Origin of the sequence: Sphingobacterium sp. UBA3519 (assembly GCF_002377215.1) — a bacterium.
GTDB classification, from domain to species: domain Bacteria; phylum Bacteroidota; class Bacteroidia; order Sphingobacteriales; family Sphingobacteriaceae; genus Sphingobacterium; species Sphingobacterium multivorum.
The window spans coordinates 100,619-118,131 of record NZ_DFPI01000035.1; the positions used below are offsets into that span (position 1 = coordinate 100,619).

General features: G+C 39.0%; 17 protein-coding genes. 13 read left to right on the plus strand and 4 right to left on the minus strand.

Annotated elements, in window-relative coordinates; genetic code table 11:
* Window positions 1–2: 2 nt before the first annotated feature.
* Entirely contained in the window at window positions 3–1,145 is a 1,143-nt protein-coding gene (locus B3297_RS22340; protein WP_070562628.1) for an ATP-binding protein, read from the minus strand.
* A gap of 209 nt (window positions 1,146–1,354) precedes the next feature.
* On the opposite strand from B3297_RS22340, the gene dnaN reads away from it, so the two are divergent.
* The 9 genes from dnaN (at window position 1,355) to B3297_RS22385 (ending at window position 8,635) form a co-directional block, all read left to right on the plus strand.
* Complete coding sequence (gene dnaN / locus B3297_RS22345; RefSeq protein ID WP_046672565.1) at window positions 1,355–2,476, plus strand: DNA polymerase III subunit beta; 1,122 nt, start codon at window positions 1,355–1,357, stop codon at window positions 2,474–2,476.
* Window positions 2,477–2,489: 13 nt separating this feature from the next.
* Entirely contained in the window at window positions 2,490–3,152 is a 663-nt protein-coding gene (locus tag B3297_RS22350; RefSeq protein WP_083295820.1) for a DedA family protein, read from the plus strand.
* A gap of 27 nt (window positions 3,153–3,179) precedes the next feature.
* Window positions 3,180–3,827 (plus strand): DedA family protein, encoded by a 648-nt coding sequence (locus B3297_RS22355; RefSeq protein ID WP_070562625.1) that lies wholly within the window; start codon window positions 3,180–3,182, stop codon window positions 3,825–3,827.
* A gap of 167 nt (window positions 3,828–3,994) precedes the next feature.
* Window positions 3,995–4,567, plus strand: a complete 573-nt coding sequence (locus B3297_RS22360) for a CAP domain-containing protein (RefSeq protein WP_070562622.1) — start codon at window positions 3,995–3,997, stop codon at window positions 4,565–4,567.
* Window positions 4,568–4,650: 83 nt separating this feature from the next.
* On the plus strand, window positions 4,651–5,526 hold the full coding sequence (locus B3297_RS22365; RefSeq protein ID WP_112375171.1) for a YicC/YloC family endoribonuclease: 876 nt from the start codon (window positions 4,651–4,653) through the stop codon (window positions 5,524–5,526).
* 2 nt (window positions 5,527–5,528) lie between these two features.
* Window positions 5,529–6,098, plus strand: a complete 570-nt coding sequence (gmk, locus tag B3297_RS22370; RefSeq protein WP_070562620.1) for a guanylate kinase — start codon at window positions 5,529–5,531, stop codon at window positions 6,096–6,098.
* Window positions 6,099–6,102: 4 nt separating this feature from the next.
* A complete protein-coding gene (nadD, locus tag B3297_RS22375) occupies window positions 6,103–6,678 on the plus strand; it encodes a nicotinate (nicotinamide) nucleotide adenylyltransferase (protein ID WP_070562618.1) in 576 nt (191 codons plus the stop codon).
* Window positions 6,679–6,979: 301 nt separating this feature from the next.
* Window positions 6,980–7,735 (plus strand): hypothetical protein, encoded by a 756-nt coding sequence (locus B3297_RS22380; RefSeq protein ID WP_139144915.1) that lies wholly within the window; start codon window positions 6,980–6,982, stop codon window positions 7,733–7,735.
* Between the two features lie 60 nt (window positions 7,736–7,795).
* A complete protein-coding gene (locus B3297_RS22385) occupies window positions 7,796–8,635 on the plus strand; it encodes an SUMF1/EgtB/PvdO family nonheme iron enzyme (protein WP_083295818.1) in 840 nt (279 codons plus the stop codon).
* A 26-nt stretch (window positions 8,636–8,661) separates the two neighbouring features.
* Here B3297_RS22385 and B3297_RS22390 read toward each other — a convergent pair whose 3' ends face one another.
* Genes B3297_RS22390 through kduI form a run of 3 tightly spaced genes read right to left on the minus strand, consistent with a single transcriptional unit; the run spans window position 8,662 to window position 11,400 of the window.
* A complete protein-coding gene (locus tag B3297_RS22390) occupies window positions 8,662–9,426 on the minus strand; it encodes an SDR family oxidoreductase (RefSeq protein ID WP_172462444.1) in 765 nt (254 codons plus the stop codon).
* Between the two features lie 5 nt (window positions 9,427–9,431).
* The gene (locus B3297_RS22395) at window positions 9,432–10,553 is read right to left on the minus strand and encodes a DUF4861 family protein (RefSeq protein WP_070562610.1); all 1,122 of its coding nucleotides are present in this window, start codon (window positions 10,551–10,553) and stop codon (window positions 9,432–9,434) included.
* A 1-nt stretch (window position 10,554) separates the two neighbouring features.
* Window positions 10,555–11,400, minus strand: a complete 846-nt coding sequence (gene kduI, locus B3297_RS22400) for a 5-dehydro-4-deoxy-D-glucuronate isomerase (RefSeq protein WP_286779521.1) — start codon at window positions 11,398–11,400, stop codon at window positions 10,555–10,557.
* A 585-nt stretch (window positions 11,401–11,985) separates the two neighbouring features.
* Here kduI and surE point away from each other — a divergent pair.
* The 4 genes from surE (at window position 11,986) to secA (ending at window position 17,499) form a co-directional block, all read left to right on the plus strand.
* Complete coding sequence (gene surE / locus B3297_RS22405; RefSeq protein WP_046672576.1) at window positions 11,986–12,786, plus strand: 5'/3'-nucleotidase SurE; 801 nt, start codon at window positions 11,986–11,988, stop codon at window positions 12,784–12,786.
* Window positions 12,776–13,036 carry a hypothetical protein gene (locus B3297_RS22410; protein ID WP_070562604.1) on the plus strand — a complete coding sequence of 87 codons (261 nt, stop codon included), beginning with the start codon at window positions 12,776–12,778 and terminating at the stop codon, window positions 13,034–13,036. Before surE ends, B3297_RS22410 begins: the two co-directional genes overlap by 11 nt.
* Before the next feature lie 48 nt (window positions 13,037–13,084).
* Window positions 13,085–13,954, plus strand: coding sequence for a menaquinone biosynthesis family protein (locus tag B3297_RS22415; RefSeq protein WP_070562601.1), 870 nt, complete (start codon window positions 13,085–13,087; stop codon window positions 13,952–13,954).
* A 257-nt stretch (window positions 13,955–14,211) separates the two neighbouring features.
* Entirely contained in the window at window positions 14,212–17,499 is a 3,288-nt protein-coding gene (gene secA / locus B3297_RS22420; RefSeq protein ID WP_286779522.1) for a preprotein translocase subunit SecA, read from the plus strand.
* The last annotated feature ends 14 nt before the right edge of the window (window positions 17,500–17,513 follow it).

The window sequence follows — 17,513 nt, forward strand, 5'->3', positions numbered from 1 at the left end:
ATTTATATATATTGAGTTCCTTTCGGAAACGTTTTGTACTTGTATATTAATGTTAACTGCAAAGATAAATCTAAAAATAATATTTTGGGATTTGCATTTCTTTCTACAAAATAATGTGTTTCCTCAAATAGATTTATTGTTGCTTCAATTTGTTCAACGGTATAGTGTACTGCAAATTTCTGAACAAAATCCAATTCTTTGGCCGGTAAGAACACTAAACTGGAAAGCCCTTCTTTGATTAATATAATTTGACGCATCATATTAATTGCATAAAAAAGAAAGCTTTTTTGGTTTTCTCGCCCCATTTTTGAGAGTTCTTCTTCCACTAACGAGATCATATTGGTTCCAGCATCTGAAACAATGAAACGCAACCAATTGACTAAAATGCCAAAATGATTATTTGTTTGCGATTGAATTTGATTCATGGCTTCTTGCAGGTTTCCATCCGCTATAAACGCAATTTCAGCTGATTCCTGATCCGAAAGATGATATACGCTCTTGAGATGTTGTGCGACCTCCATGTGATCCAACTTCTTTATTTTGACCAATTGCGTACGTGATATGATCGTATTTAATATTTTGTCCTGATTTTCTGCAACTAGAATAAAGAGCGTTTTTTCGGGTGGTTCTTCGATTAACTTTAACAGCGCATTGCCTTGTGTGTCCAAGTATTCGGGCAACCACATAATTAAAACTTTATATTCCGCTTCAAAGGACTTTAGGCTTAATTTTTTGATGATACCATGCGCCTCTGCAATATTGATATTCACCTGTTTATTGTCCGCATCCAACTGATTGCGCCAATATTCCAGTCCCATGTAGGGATTGGATAGAAAAGATTTTCGCCAGCTGTCCGCATAATCTGTTGCTGTATCTTCCTTATGCTTGGCTATAAAAGGATACGACATGTGAAGATCAGGGTGGATCAGTTTGCTATATTTTCGACACGATGGACATTCGCCACAACTGTCTGTCAATTGCCGGTTTTCGCAATTCAAAAACTGCGCATAAGCATAAGCAAGAGCAAGGCTGCCTGAACCCTCAGGACCAAGAAATAATTGCGCGTGACTCACACGGTTTTCTTGAACTGTGCGAACTAAATGTTCCTTGATGTCTTTGTGCCCAATGATCTCTTTAAACTGCATACAATACTGCTATTATACAAATGTAATAAATATTGTGATTTATTGGGCCCAATTTGCTTTCTATACTTTTGGCGCTGTGCTTATTAATTGAAATACAATTGCTTATTTGAACGATTGAAATCGCCTGATGTGGAAAGAAAGGCGCCCATAAAACTGAAAAATATTGATTAATTTGTGTATTATTGCACATAATAATTAGTATTCAGGAAATGAGATTCATTGTATCAACATCAATTTTATTAAAGCAGTTACAAGCTATCAATGGTGCATCCAGTACAAGTACTGTTTTGCCAATCTTGGAAAACTTTCTTTTTGAAATAAAAGACAATAACTTGACTATTTCTGCTACGGATCTGCAAACAAGTATGGTTACTTCTTTACAGATCGAAGCAAAGGAAGAGGGAAGAGTAGCCATGCCGTCGAAGATTTTGATCGAGACATTAAAAACTTTGCCAGATCAACCAGTAGCATTTTCAGTAGACATGAATACCTTGGCTATTGAGATCAGTGCCGGTGATGGGAAATATAAATTGAGTGGAGAGAATGCTGACGATTTTCCTAAAATTCCTTCAATAGATAATGGTTCAGTCATTCAGATGCCAGCGCCTATTCTGTCTGAAGCAATCAGTAAGACGATCTTTGCCGTCAGTAATGATGAGTTGAGGCCTGCTATGTCTGGTGTTTTGGTCCAATTAGCTGAAAAGAATGTGACTTTTGTCTCTACTGATGCGCACAAGTTAGTGCGTTATTCAAGAACGGATATCGGAGCGGAGAAACCCGCATCCCTTATTTTACCGAAAAAAGCACTTTCTTTACTTAAATCTTCATTGCCATCCGATGATATTACAGTATCTATTGAATATAATCAAACCAATGCATTCTTTAGCTTTGGTAATATCAATTTGATCTGTCGGTTGATTGATGAGCGTTACCCAGATTATGCTGCTGTAATTCCTCAAGTCAATCCAAATAAGTTGACTGTCGATAGACTATTGTTTTTAAATACATTGAGACGGGTGGTGATTTTCGCTAATAAAACCACACATCAGGTTCGCCTAAAGATCTCGGGTAGTGAATTGCATATCTCTGCAGAAGATCTTGATTTCTCGAATGAAGCGCATGAACGTTTATCCTGTCAATTTGAAGGCGATGATATGGAAATTGGTTTCAACGCTAAATTCTTGGTCGAGATGTTAAATAACTTGGAAAGTGAAGAAGTTGTTTTGGAGATGAGTACACCAAATCGTGCTGGTTTATTGATTCCGGCTGTATCTGAAGATCATGAAGATATTTTGATGTTGGTGATGCCGGTTATGTTAAACAACGCTTAATCGTCTTTTCGCTTTGGAAATAGTTACGCATCTTATTGACTTTATTCTCCATATCGATAAACATTTGGTTGAAATAGTCAATGATTATCAGACTTGGACATACCTTATTCTGTTTCTCATCATTTTTGTAGAAACTGGAGTGGTTGTAATGCCTTTTTTACCAGGAGATTCGTTGTTGTTTGCTGCAGGTATGCTTGCCGCACAACCGAATGATCTTAACGTATGGTTGATGATTCTCATTTTATTGATCGCCGCAGTTTCTGGAGATTCCTTAAATTATGCTATCGGTAAACATTTTGGTATGCGCCTTACAAGATTTAAGCTCTTTGGTAAACAGGTTGTCAAAGACGAGCAAATTGCCAAAACACATTCTTTTTATGAGAAATATGGCAGTAAAACAATTGTTATCGCTCGCTTTGTACCAATCGTACGGACCTTGGCGCCTTTTGTTGGTGGTATTGGAAGGATGAATTATGGTACTTTCATTACCTATAATGTCGTAGGTGCCGTCTTGTGGGTGGGAGGTATAACCCTAGCAGGATACTTTTTAGGAAATATCCCTATTATAAGAGATAACTTCTCGAAGGTCGTATTGATTATTATTTTTATATCCATATTGCCAATAATCTTCGAGCTTGTAAAAGAAAAGATAAAAACTAAAAAGGGAATCCAATAAGATTCCCTTTTTTTATAGATCAAAAAAATGGAATTCATTTCACAGCTTATTGATTTTATCCTGCATATCGATCAGCATCTATTGCAACTGATCAATAGTTATGAAAATTGGACTTATCTGATTTTGTTTTTAATCATTTTTGCGGAGACAGGATTTGTTGTTACCCCATTCCTCCCTGGTGACTCCGTTTTATTTGCCTTGGGAGCAATCATTGCCCGTCCGGATTGTCAGCTTTCCTTACCATTATTTATAGTCATTCTTATTTTTGCCGCTATCTTCGGTGATTTTGTGAATTATGAAATTGGCAAATATTTTGGAGTTCGGGTTTTTAAGCCTGGATCAAGGTTATTTAAACCGGCTTATCTGCAAAAAACGCAAGATTTCTATGCTAAGCATGGAACAAGGACTATTGTATATGCCCGATTCGTACCGATTATAAGGACTTTTGCACCATTTGTGGCAGGCATTGGCCGTATGCCCTATACAACCTTCGGGAAATATAATATACTTGGGGGCATATTATGGGTTTCATTATTTATTTTGGCTGGCTATTATTTTGGACAAATACCATTTTTTAAGCATAATTTTTCCCTTGTTATTTTGGCGGTTATCTTTATTAGCTTAATACCCATGCTTATACAGTTTTTTTCGCAGACAAAAACAAAAAAAGATTAAACGTTACATACTAAATGCAGTCTTTTAAGGTTAAAGGATTGGTACGAAATATCCCTATCAAAAAGTACAAACATTGCCTATAAACAAGAGGTTAGACTCTATAAAAGCGAAGGGGAGACGATAGTTTGGATATCTCGTCAGCTCACTCAAGAAGATATTATTTACGTATGAACTATTTGGTTTTAGCATTTACCCTGCTTTTTACACAGTCTATTTTTGCCCAACGTATCGTTGTCGATCATCATCAGGCGACCGAGGCCTATGAATTACTGAACAAAATCCGTACGAATCCAGAACGGTATAAGAAAGAGCTGAAGCTCTTCAACTTGCAGAAGATTAAACGGACCAAACTCAATTGGAATAAGGAGTTGGCGGAGGTTGCAGTTTATCGGGCAAAAGATATGGCCAAGCGCTCCTATTTTGACCATGTTTCACCTGAGGGGTATGGACCAAATTATTTCATTGACGAAGCCGGATATCAACTTAACCCAACATGGCTGTCCAAACGAAATGCAAACAATTTTGAGTCTATTGCGGCCAACCGATCTAGTGCTACCGCTGGCATTAAGGCTCTAATTATTGGAAAGGAAGCTCCGGGTTATCATCATCGCACACATTTACTGGGCATGGATCAGTGGAATGCTTCGCTATACGATGTCGGAATTGGTTACGTCGAGTGTAAAGGTGCCAAACCTTATGAAAGTTATTTAGTTGTTATCATAGCCAAGCACGACTGGTAGATAAATGAAAGGTAATTTGGGGAGTATCAGCAATTAATCGACGCAGGGTATTCAATTTTTACTGAAAAGTCATACCTTTGCATATGATAAAATCCATGACAGGATATGGCACGGCTTCCGCTGATAACGGTAAAGTTAAATATAGTGTCGAAATAAAGTCCTTAAATTCAAAATTCCTTGAATTAAATCTTCGCTTGCCCAAAGTTGTTTCGGACAAAGAATTGACCCTGCGCACTGAGAGCAGTAAACTTATTGAGCGTGGTAAAGTGAACATGAATGTAACTGTTGAATACACGGATCAAACGGCGAAGGCATCTTCTATTAATGCTGATTTACTCAAAAAATATTACAGTCAATTGCAGCAGATCGCTTTGGAACTTAACGATACCAATGTCAATCTGTTTGAACTGGCGTTAAATATGCCTGAGGTAATTACCAATAATGATGATTCCGTTGATGACGAAGAATCCAAAGTATTGATGGATGCTTTCTATGATGCGGTCAAACGTTTTACTACATTTCGTGAAGACGAGGGTAATGTGCTTGCTGGAGATTTAAAGAAGCGCGCGGAGCTTATTTTAACTTACCTTGGAGAAGTAGAGGCCTTAGAAGTAGAACGTATTCCTTTGATCAGACAGCGTATTGAACAATTTTTAAATGATACGGTGGGTAAAGATAATGTGGATCAGAACCGATTTGAACAGGAGTTGGTTTACTACATTGACAAATTGGATGTGACCGAAGAAAAAGTCCGATTGCGCGCCCATTGCAATTACTTTTTAAAGGCATTTGATTCTGCGGATTCAAACGGGAAAAAATTGGGATTTATTTCACAAGAAATGGGGCGGGAGATCAATACCTTAGGTTCCAAAGCTAACCATGCCGGCATTCAACAGATCGTGGTCAGAATGAAAGAAGAATTGGAAAAAATAAAAGAGCAATTGCTCAACGTATTATAAGAATGAGCGGTAAATTAATTATATTCTCGGCACCATCGGGAGCTGGAAAAACGACAATAGTAAGAGATCTTTTAAGTAAACACGGTGATAAGATTGAATTTTCCATTTCAGCAAGTACACGTGATCCAAGAGGGCAGGAGGTAAATGGAAAGGACTACTATTTTATGTCGAAAGAAGAATTTTTGCATAAGGTAGCAAAACAGGAGTTTATCGAATTTGAGGAAGTATATTCAGGGACTTTCTATGGTACTTTGCGTTCAGAAATTGAGCGTATTTGGAAAGAAGGTAAACATGTTATTTTTGATATCGACGTTGTCGGTGGATTACGTTTGAAATCAAAATTCCCAGAACAGGCAATTTCTATTTTCGTACAACCGCCATCATTGGAGGTGCTTAAGGAGCGTTTGACAGGACGTGGAACGGATTCGGAAGAAAAGCTGAAAGAGCGTTTTGCGAAAGCAGAATTGGAACTTACCTATGCCAATAAATTTGATGTCATATTGAACAATTTTGATTTAGCTACAGCATGTGCCGATGCGGAAGAAATTGTCATGGGATTTATCAATAAATAAGTTCATGCGAAAGATTGGTTTGTTTTTTGGTTCTTTTAATCCGGTGCATATAGGGCATTTGATTATAGCTAACTATATGGCCAATTTTACTGGACTTGACGAAGTTTGGTTTGTGGTCTCTCCACAGAATCCATTTAAAAAGAAGTCCACCTTAGCAGACCCTTATGACCGTTTGGAAATGCTAAATCTGGCTTTGGAAGACTGTGATCATTTGAAAGTAAGTGACATTGAATTCCATTTGCCAATACCATCGTATACCATCGATACCTTAACGCATCTTAGCGAGAAATATCCAAACCGGGAATTTGTGCTACTTATGGGACAAGACAATTTGGAATCGCTGGAAAAGTGGAAGAATGCGGATATTATCTTGCGTGATTACCAGATTTATGTTTATCCTAGACCAGGGTTCGATAATGAAAAATTTAAAGATCATCCCGCTATCACGATGACCGACACCCCACTAATGGAATTATCCTCTACCTTTTTGCGAAATGCAATCAAGGAAAACAAGAATATTCAATTCTTTACACCTAAAAAGGTGATTGAATTTATTGATAAGAAAGGTTTATATTCTTGATATAAATGGAAGTAAATGAAGCATGATATCCCCGGGTTTTATTAAATCCGGGGATTTTTGTTTGTAGCTATCTCAAGAAAATATTAAGGAATAATTTTTGCAGGAATAATATTTCACTTTTAAGCTCAGATAAGACGATCTTTAATGAATAATTAAAATAGCCTGGAAATAAAAGCAATCATTCGTGAGAACCTGTTTTTTTACCTATCAGGCTTGTTTAGTTAGCGGTATGAGTCTCAAGTTTAATTCTGGGCTTTTTGGGGAGGTTTATGATAGAGAAAAATATATTAATTCGTATGCTATGAGAAAAATCGTTTTATTGTTTATGTGTTTCGTGTATTGGGGGACCGGTTTGGCACAGACGGATAGTGCGGATGACAATAGTCTTTTTATAGATCCTGCTGCTATTGAGCTGCGGAGCAAAATGACCATACCGCCTTACGGTTTGGACAAAGTAAAAGCATTAATTTCAACAATAATCCCCGAAGAAGATAAGGAAACAACAGATGCGGGAATAAATGCGATTTCAGCCGTTGATTTTAAAAAGCTAACGCTGCGTGAAAAGTTCACCTATACCATGATTCATGCCGAGCTATATGCGCAAAATTGTGCTATACCCGAGTACCAGACACAGATCGACAAAAAAATATTTGCTACATTATTGGACGGCTTTAATGAATCCTCTTGGTCGCAAAGACAGACTGATTTTTTGCAGGAAAATAGGGATTCGGTGATGAAGCTTATTCAGGAATCTGTTGTCCGGAGCAAACGGATGGGGGTAAATTATAAGCATGCCATAGTGGAGATTAATGGCTGGCAGATGATCCCTTTTATTGTTGATTATGCCAAGAAAACACCAAAGGATAAAGATGCATTGACGTTGCTGTTATTACTGATGAAACGTGGTGAATACAGTGAATTTATAAAATCCAGTTCATTTAAAAAGTTGTATGGAGAGGACAGTAATTATTATTCGTATCTAAATTACAACAAAGAAAATGAGGCGCTGATCTTTAGTCGGGCGCTTAAATATTACGATGAGAAAAAAAGCAAGTAGTGCAGTTGGATTTTTAGTATTCGAAACGTCAAATTTGTATTATAACAAACGGCAAGGAGAATGAGGAAATTATTCTATTTGATAGGATTGATTGTTTTACATCTCCAATGTGAAGCCCAAGCTGGAAACTATATCCAAATTCCAGCTGGAGACTATCATTTGGGCGATACAGCAAGCTTAGATAATCCCAAAAGAACAGTGCATATCGAATCGTTCTGGATCTCGAAATTTGAGCTGACGAATGCCGAATTTGAAAAATTCGTTCAGGCAACGGGTTACAAGACATTAGCAGAACGCTACCATAATGCCATGGTCTTTGAGCCTGGCCTGGCGGAGTTTCGCTGGTTGCAGGATAGTACGGCCTATTGGCGCTTTCCGAATGGTGTAATTCGTGGCGGAATTGCGGCCAAGATGGATCACCCAGTTACCTGTATCTCTTATAAAGATGTGCTGGCCTATTGTACATGGGCAAATTGTAGATTGCCATCTTTTGATGAGTGGGAGGTGGCAGCTAGAGCCGGAAGCGAAGACTATTATTTTGAAGGTTTCAGTAAAGAGAATATGGGCGATTATGCAAATGTATGGCATGGTAGAGATCATTTGAAAGCTGATTATTCCGATGGTTATCTCTATACTTCTCCGGTCGGAAAATTCAAACCCAATCCATGGGGACTTTATGATATCTTTGGTAATGTATTTGAATTTTGCACCGGAAAGCTCGAAAGAGATGGCGACCGCTCTATTGCACATGCCCGTGGAGGGTCCTGGTGGTGTAGTAAAAATAGCTGTGCCGCTTTTAATACCGTATATATAGGTTCAGTTAGTCCCAATGCATCTTTTAGTAATCTGGGATTTAGAATTGTAAAAAAAGCCTTTACTCCTGAGAATAAAGACTTTTAAAACAAACTCATCGTAAAGATTGACTTTTATCTTCCCATCCAGCCACCATCGACTGTTAGGATGGTTCCATGAACATAATCGGAAGCTTTTGAAGCGAGGAATACAGCTGGCCCCTTAAAATCTTCTGGAGTTCCCCAACGTCCTGCAGGTATACGGTCCAAAATGGACTTTGAGCGTTCGGGATCGTCTCTCAGAGCCTCGGTATTATCCGTGGCGATATACCCCGGAGCAAACCCGTTTACGTTGACACCTTTGGAAGCCCACTCATTTGCAAAAGCCTTTACCATGGATCCTACGGCACCTTTTGAAGCGGCATATCCTGGAACATTGATGCCACCTTGGAAAGTTAATAAAGAGGCTGTAAATACGATTTTTCCAGTTCCACGTGAAATCATGTCCTTTCCAATCTCGCGCGTCAATATAAACTGTGCATTTTGATTGATTTCGATGATTTCATCCCAGTATTCATCAGGATGCTCAGCGGCAGGTTTTCGAAGTATATTTCCGGCATTATTAAAAAGGATATCAATCGCAGGATGCGCTGATTTTACCTTTTCAATAAACGCGTAAAGCGCTGTCCGTTTGGCGAAATCACACTGGTAGGCATAGAAATTTCTGCCTAATGCTTTTACGGATTTTTCTACTGCGGAGCCTTCAATTTCCAATGACGCCGAAACGCCTATAATATCTGCCCCAGCTTCAGCCAATGCTTCGGCAATTGCCTTGCCAATTCCCCTTTTGCAGCCTGTTACCAAGGCTACTTTCCCACTTAAGTCAAAAGATTGCAGTATGGACATTATTTTGAATATTTTATTGTTAATGGTTGATCTAAATTGTTTTTGAATGTTTTTACATAAGACTGCCATTGCTCAAAATTCCCTATTTTGCCAGCTTTATTGAACGCAGCACCCGCAAAATAAACTAAGGGTTTATCATTTTTGACGGTGGTTGCCAGTAAAAATTGTTTTGGGCTATCTTTGAACACATACTTTACTTTTGGTAAAATAACGGCTGTTCCTGTAATTTTATCTCCTTCTGCAGGCTCCCAATAGGCTAAAATGCCATTCTTTACATCATTTAGAATTTGAGGTTTTTCCTCTTTTCTTTTAGCGATCCCCACAACAATTGGCGTAGCGGCAGCGGTTGTGTTTTTGATGGAATAGCTTATCTTGTTCAATTGACTCCCAGCGTCTAAAGAAACTGTTTTTTCGACTTGTAGCTGTTGACCCTTTACATTTTCCGGTTCATAAATAAGTTTGAATGTGGATCGTAGCGGACCATTGTCCAAGACCTCGTATTGACGATAATGCTTATGGTAAACGACCTGTTCGTCAATGAATGGCGTTGCATCGCCGACACCTAAGGTTTGTCCGACGGAATAATAATCTAATCCTTTGCCATGATCGGCATGATAGTCCCCAGTTTTATACCATTCGTCAACAATAAGATCATTGCTACGTTTTGCCCAGAAATCAAAACCTTGTGCATCCTCAGAGCTGCCTTCTAAAGCTTTTCCATAGGCTCTAAACGCTGCAATATCGTTTTCCCATGCAAAGTCATCTTTTCGTTCAGGGACGTATCTCGCATAAGTCTTTGGAGTGACAGTTGCGGGTTTATTTCCATTAACCCCAAAGGTTGTTGAGCTTCTAGGAGCAACGGTTATTTGAATCAAAATATTTTGTGCCGTCGGTTTTCCTAGTTTTTCAAGCTGATAGGCCAGTTCCTTTTTATCCTTGTCCACAATAGTAAATACACTGTTTTTTAATGCGAAGTGTTTTTCAAATGTGGTATAAGGGATACTGATCAACTCTGTTCTTGCGCTAGCGGAAGAGTTGTTTACAGTAATGGTTTTGTTGTTCTGCGCAAAAGCAACCGTTGAAAGCCCTAGCGCTAAACTCAATACGAGTGCTTTTTTCATATTACTTCAATTCTGTGATGGCACATTTGTCCATATCATCATAATCTAAATTTTCACCTGCCATTCCCCATATAAATGTATAATTGGACGTTCCAGCTCCTGAGTGAATTGACCATGGCGGTGAAATTACAGCCTGATCGTTGTGTATCCAAATATGGCGGGTTTCATCGATAGGTCCCATAAAATGTGATACAGCCTGACCTTCAGGTAATTCAAAGTAGAAATAGACTTCCATACGACGATCGTGGGTGTGGGATGGCATTGTATTCCATACAGATCCGGGTTTTAACTCAGTCATGCCCATCTGTAATTGGCAGGTTTGTACCACTTTGTTCAATAACATCTGGTTGATCGTACGGTGGTTGGCAGTTTCCAATGAACCCAATTCTAGTTTATTCGCATCTTCTTTCGTTACCTTTTTAGTTGGATAGCTGCAATGTGCAGGTGTAGAGTTTAAATAGAATTTTGCTGGTTTTGCAGCATCCTGGCTTGAAAAATAAACTTCCTGAGCACCTTGACCGATATAAAGGGCTTCTTTGGTATTGAGATCATAAATAATGCCGTCAACTTCGACTTGACCGTTCCCACCGACATTGATAATACCCAACTCTCTTCTAGAAAGGAAGTAAGGTTCTTTTAATAATGCGGGAATGGTGTCTAATTTGATTTTTGAGCTTACAGGCATTGCTCCACCGGCCATATAGCGATCGTAGTGGTTATAGACAAAATTAATTTTGTCTGCTTCAAAAACTGTTTCAATTAGAAAATTCTCCCTTAATCCTTGTGTATCTAAAGTTTTGTATTCCTTTGGCCCTATTGCATAGCGGGATTCAAAATTAATGCTCATAACTGAATTATTATTTTTGTTTGAATGCTAAATTTAGGGCTAATATTTGTCAATTGCGATACAATCTTACGCAAACGATGTCGTAGTGATCGGTTGGTTTTCCGAAAGCGGTAGCAACTTTAAGATAATCGACATGGCTATTATGACTGCAATATACTTCGACCAAATTCTACTTAATAACAGTTTTTAACCAATTTTTAAACAGTAATCAGTCAGTATTCCTTCAGTGTTCACTGAATGATCACTGAACAAGCACTGAACGAGCACTGAACAAGCACTGTCAAAACATCGAATTTGGTCACCATCTGATCCTCATTTGATGCGCCCAAATCTCATCGCTCTTTTCCGACTTCCATGTGTTCGTTTGAACCGCTGTTTTCCACAGTTGCTTTTACTGTTTGGCGTCCTAATGTGCGGCCTTTGCAGATAATAATTAACTGTTGTGTCAATATTATTTACATCTCGGTTTCAGATTTACTAACTTCGTGTATGGTAAAGAAGAAATTCCCATATTCTAAACGCATAAACACGGACCGAGAGGACTGGGGGTCCCTTATGACCATCTAAAAAGCAAATTATTTACATATGAAACCCAATATTTTAGTTGTTAACGATGACGGTATTACAGCGCCAGGTATTAAGGTGCTGTTGGAAGAGATGCAGAAAATCGGAAATGTAGTTGTCGTTGCTCCTGATTCGGCACAATCTGGAATGGGGCATGCCATTACACTTGGTAGGCCACTACGTTTGGATAAAATCAATTTATATGAAGGGGTTGAAATGTACCAGTGTTCAGGAACGCCAGTAGATTGTGTAAAACTTGCTGTAAATAAAGTTTTTAAAGGGCAAAAGCCTGATATATGTGTATCGGGGATCAATCATGGGCTCAACAATTCAATCAATGTTTTATATTCCGGTACGATGTCTGCTGCGGTAGAGGGGGCCATTGAAGGGATTCCTTCTGTGGGGTTTTCGCTTGATAATTTTTCTCACGATGCGGATTTTAGCTATTGCAGACCCTACGTGATTTCTATTGCCGAGCAGGTGCTGGCTAACGGTCTCCCTAAAAATACATTGCTGAATGTTAATTTTCCCCAAACAGCAGGTTTTAAAGGTATTAAAATTTGCCGACAGGCAGGAGGACATTGGGTAGAAGAATTTGATGAACGTATTGATCCACACAATCGTGATTATTATTGGACAACGGGTAAATTTGTCTTGCAGGACAGAGGAGAAGATACCGATAGTTTTGCATTGGCCAATGGTTATGTATCTGTCGTTCCGACACAGTTCGATATGACGGCACATCACGCCATTCCAGAATTGAATTCATGGAGCTTTGATCATTTGGGAAATACAAGGGGAGGCGATAAACGTGAAAAATAATAGCTGGATCGGATTGGGTATCGGTATTGTATCTCCAGTATTGGCTTATATTTTAGTACGTTTTACGGATCTTGAACTTCATTTTTTACCCGAGAAGCCTATGGCCATCTACACTATAGCTGTATTGGTTAATTTAGTGCTTTTACGTTTTGCGTATCGATCGGGGAAAGATCACCTGGGAAAAGGAATTATTGCAAGTACTTTTTTGGCTATGATACTATACCTGATCACGCATAGAATTACAGTTTGATTAAAATTCATAAACCCCATCTGACCGACGGGAAAAATTTTGTACAACATGAAATTAACATTAGGATTTTCTCCATGTCCAAACGATACATTTATTTTTGATGCATTGATTCATCATAAGATAGATACCAAAGGACTGGATTTTGAGGTGGAATATCAAGATGTGGAGACCTTGAACCTGAAAGCTTTTCAAGGCGATCTTGACATTACCAAGCTGAGCTATCATGCCTTTGCCTACGCTGTTGAAGATTATGAGTTGCTCGATGCAGGGAGTGCTTTAGGATTTGGTGTAGGGCCTATGCTGATTACGAAGGATCCGAAATTAGCAAAATTGCTGCAGCAAAAATTAGATCGGGCCGAAAGTTTAGATGGGTTTGATCAATTGAAAGTAGGGTATCCAGGGAAATATACCACGGCTAATTTTTTGTTAAGCCTGGCATTCCCCGAATTAAAAAATAAAGTAGAACTTGTTTTTTCGGATATTGAAGGAGCTTTACTGGATGGATCCATCGACTTAGGGTTGATTATTCATGAAAATAGGTTCACCTATGCCGAAAAAGGACTGCATAAGGTGGTGGATCTGGGTGAGTATTGGGAGAAGACGACAAAATTTCCGATTCCTCTTGGAGGAATTGTCGTAAAACGTAGTCTGCCACAAGAAGTGAAGGAGACGTTGAATACGATTTTGAAAGAAAGTGTAGAATTTGCATTTGCCAATCCGAAATCTGGGCTTGAATTCATTCGTGCACATGCACAGGAAATGAGTGAAGAGGTGATGTACAAGCATATTGAACTTTATGTCAATAAATATTCAGTAGCATTGGGGCTTGAAGGACGTGATGCAATTACGAAGATGTTTGAAAAGGCACAGGAACTGGGATTCATTCCGCATTCAGACCGTAAGTTGTTTTTATCATAAATTGACTGTCGGTTTAAAGCTCATATTGCTCAGAAAAACTTCACGTCAAGATGGCGTAAAAGGGGATAAATAGGTAGAGGATTCTTGCAGGCTGTAAGGAACTGACATTTTCAATAAAAATAACGTAAAAAAAATGGATGTAAGCTGTTAGATATCATATCTAATAACTAAATTTGCCCGATTAGTGTCAAATTGTCTGCAATTTTACTTTGGAGTCATTATTGTACAAAATCTTAAGTTGAGATAGAAAAAAAATTATGTTAAAGTTTTTAAGTAAATTATTTGGAAGTAAATCCGAGAGAGATATCAAGGGAATTCAGCCTGTGGTAGACCAAATCAAAGCTGAATATGAGAAGCTTTCAAATCTAACCAATGACGAGTTACGTGCCAAGACCGTTGATTTCAAAGAAAGAATTAAAAATTACCTAGCCGATATTGACCAAGAAATTGACACGCTTAAAAAAGAAGCGGATCAAGACGAGGACGATATGGCAAAGAAAACTTCTATTTACGAGCAAGTGGACAAATTGTCCAAAGACCGTGACAAGAAGTTGGAAGAGGTATTGAAGGATATTTTGCCGGAGGCATTTGCCGTGGTAAAAGAAACTTCAAGACGTTTGACAGAAAACGAAGAATTAGAAGTTACTGCCAACGATTTTGACAGAGAATTGGCTGTTTACAAATCAAACGTTATCATCAATGGTGATAAGGCGATTTGGAAAAACAAATGGATGGCTGCAGGTACTGAGGTCACTTGGAACATGGTACACTATGATGTCCAATTAATCGGTGGTATTGTATTGCACAGTGGTAAAATTGCCGAGATGGCAACCGGTGAGGGTAAAACGTTGGTAGGAACATTACCGACCTATCTAAATGCTCTTTCTGGTCAAGGCGTACACATTGTAACGGTGAATGATTACCTTGCTCGTCGTGACTCGGAGTGGAATGCTCCGTTATTTGAGTTCCATGGGCTATCTGTTGACTGTATTGATAAACATCAGCCGAATTCCCCGCAACGTCGTAAAGCTTATCAATCGGATATCGTATATGGTACGAATAACGAGTTTGGTTTCGATTATCTACGTGATAATATGGTTCAGACTCCGGACGCATTGGTGCAAGGAAAATTACACTTTGCCATGGTCGATGAGGTTGACTCCGTATTGATTGATGATGCCCGTACACCATTGATTATCTCAGGTCCGATTCCTCGTGGCGATGAACACGAATTCTACCAATTAAAACCACGTATCGAGCGTTTGGTGCATGTACAGAAAGCGTACATCAATACCGTCTTGAATGATGCTAAAAAAGCGCTGGCGGCAGGTGATTCTGACGTTGAAGGCGGCGGTTTGGCATTATTAAGAGCGTACAGAGGTTTGCCTAAAAATAAAGCATTAATCAAGTTCTTAAGCGAAGGCGCTAATCGTTCGATCTTACAAAAAGTAGAAAACTACTATATGCAAGAGCAAAATAAAAATATGCCTAAAGTAGATGCAGAACTTTATTTTGTGATTGATGAAAAGAACAACCAAGTAGAATTGACAGAAAAAGGTATCGAGTTGATTACAGCAACAGGCGAAGATCCTTCATTCTTTATTTTACCGGATGTTGGTACTGAGATTGCCGAAATTGAAAAGTCTTCGTTGACTTTGGAAGAAAAGGCAGCTCAGAAAGAAGATATGTTGCGCGATTATTCGATTAAAGCAGAGCGTATCCACTCGATCAACCAGTTGTTAAAAGCATATACCTTGTTTGAAAATGATGTTGAATATATCGTTGATGAAGGTAAAGTGAAAATTGTCGATGAGCAAACAGGTCGTATCATGGATGGCCGTCGTTACTCAGATGGTTTGCACCAGGCGATCGAAGCAAAGGAGAATGTGAAAGTAGAAGATGCGACACAAACTTACGCAACGATTACATTGCAAAATTACTTCCGCATGTACCACAAACTTTCGGGTATGACGGGTACAGCGTCGACAGAGGCCGGTGAGCTTTGGGAAATTTACAAATTGGATGTGGTAGAAATTCCGACAAATCGTGGAATCCAACGTGATGATCGTCAAGATTTGATCTATCGTACGGCCCGTGAAAAATACAATGCTGTAGCTGAAGAAATCCAACGATTGACAGAGCAGGGACGGCCAGTATTGGTCGGTACCACATCGGTTGAAATTTCGGAGTTATTGAGCCGTATGCTTCAATTACGTAAGATCAAGCATAACGTATTAAATGCGAAGTTACACCAAAAAGAAGCTGATATCGTCGCTGAAGCTGGACGCCCAGGACAAGTAACCATCGCGACGAATATGGCTGGTCGTGGTACGGATATTAAATTGACCGAAGAAGTTAAAAAAGCTGGTGGTCTTGCCATTATCGGTACCGAAAGACACGAATCTCGTCGTGTTGACCGTCAGTTACGTGGTCGTGCCGGTCGTCAGGGAGATCCAGGTTCTTCGCAATTCTTCGTTTCTTTGGAAGATAACTTGATGCGCTTATTCGCTTCAGAGAGAATCTCTAACATCATGGTGAAAATGGGTGTTGAAGAGGGCGAGGTGATGCAACATAGTATGTTGACCAAATCCATCGAACGCGCACAGCGTAAAGTGGAGGAGAATAACTTCGGTATCCGTAAACGTCTATTGGAATACGATGATGTAATGAACTCCCAACGTACCGTAATTTATTCGAAACGTAAAAATGCTTTGTTTGGAGAACGTTTAGACGTGGATTTGAACAACATGATTTTTGATGTTGCAGAAGAAATTGTCGTTGAAGCAAAAGAGCAAGGTAATTACGAAGATTTCCAAATCGAAGTAATCCGTATTTTTGCGATCACACCAGAAATTACAGCAGAAGAATTTGCACAGGGTAAAGTTGAAGGCTTGACTGATCGTCTTTTTGAGCATGCAATTAACGCTTACCACCATAAAATTGAGGCCGTTGGTGCTTTGACAGTTCCTGTATTGAATAATGTGTATGCGGAAAGAGGTCAGATCGTCGAAAATGTCGTTATTCCATTTACGGATGGTATCCGTGGCATTCAAGTTTCGGCGAATTTGAAAAAAGCCATCGAAAGCAACGGTAAAGAAGTTTTCAAATCTTTTGAAAAAGGAATCGTATTGGCATTAATCGATGAGGCTTGGAAAGAGCACCTGCGTGAAATGGATGATTTGAAACAATCGGTTCAAAATGCTGTTTATGAACAAAAGGATCCGATTATCATTTATAAAATGGAGGCATTTGATTTGTTTAAATCGATGTTGGCTTCAATGAATAAGGATGTCGTTAGCTTTATTTTCAAAGGAGAGATCCCTGGTCAAGAACCGACTTCTATGCAAGCGAGACAAGTACAGCAGGCTCCAGTAAAAACGATTGAAACGAAAGCTGAATTGGCTTCGCCTACAGGTGTGAGTGAGGAGGATGTGAATGAAGGTCCAAAAGAACCTGTTCGTAACGAGAATACTGTTGGACGCAATGACGAATGTCCTTGTGGTTCAGGAAAAAAATATAAAAATTGCCACGGCGCAAATAACTAATCGATAAGAAAGGT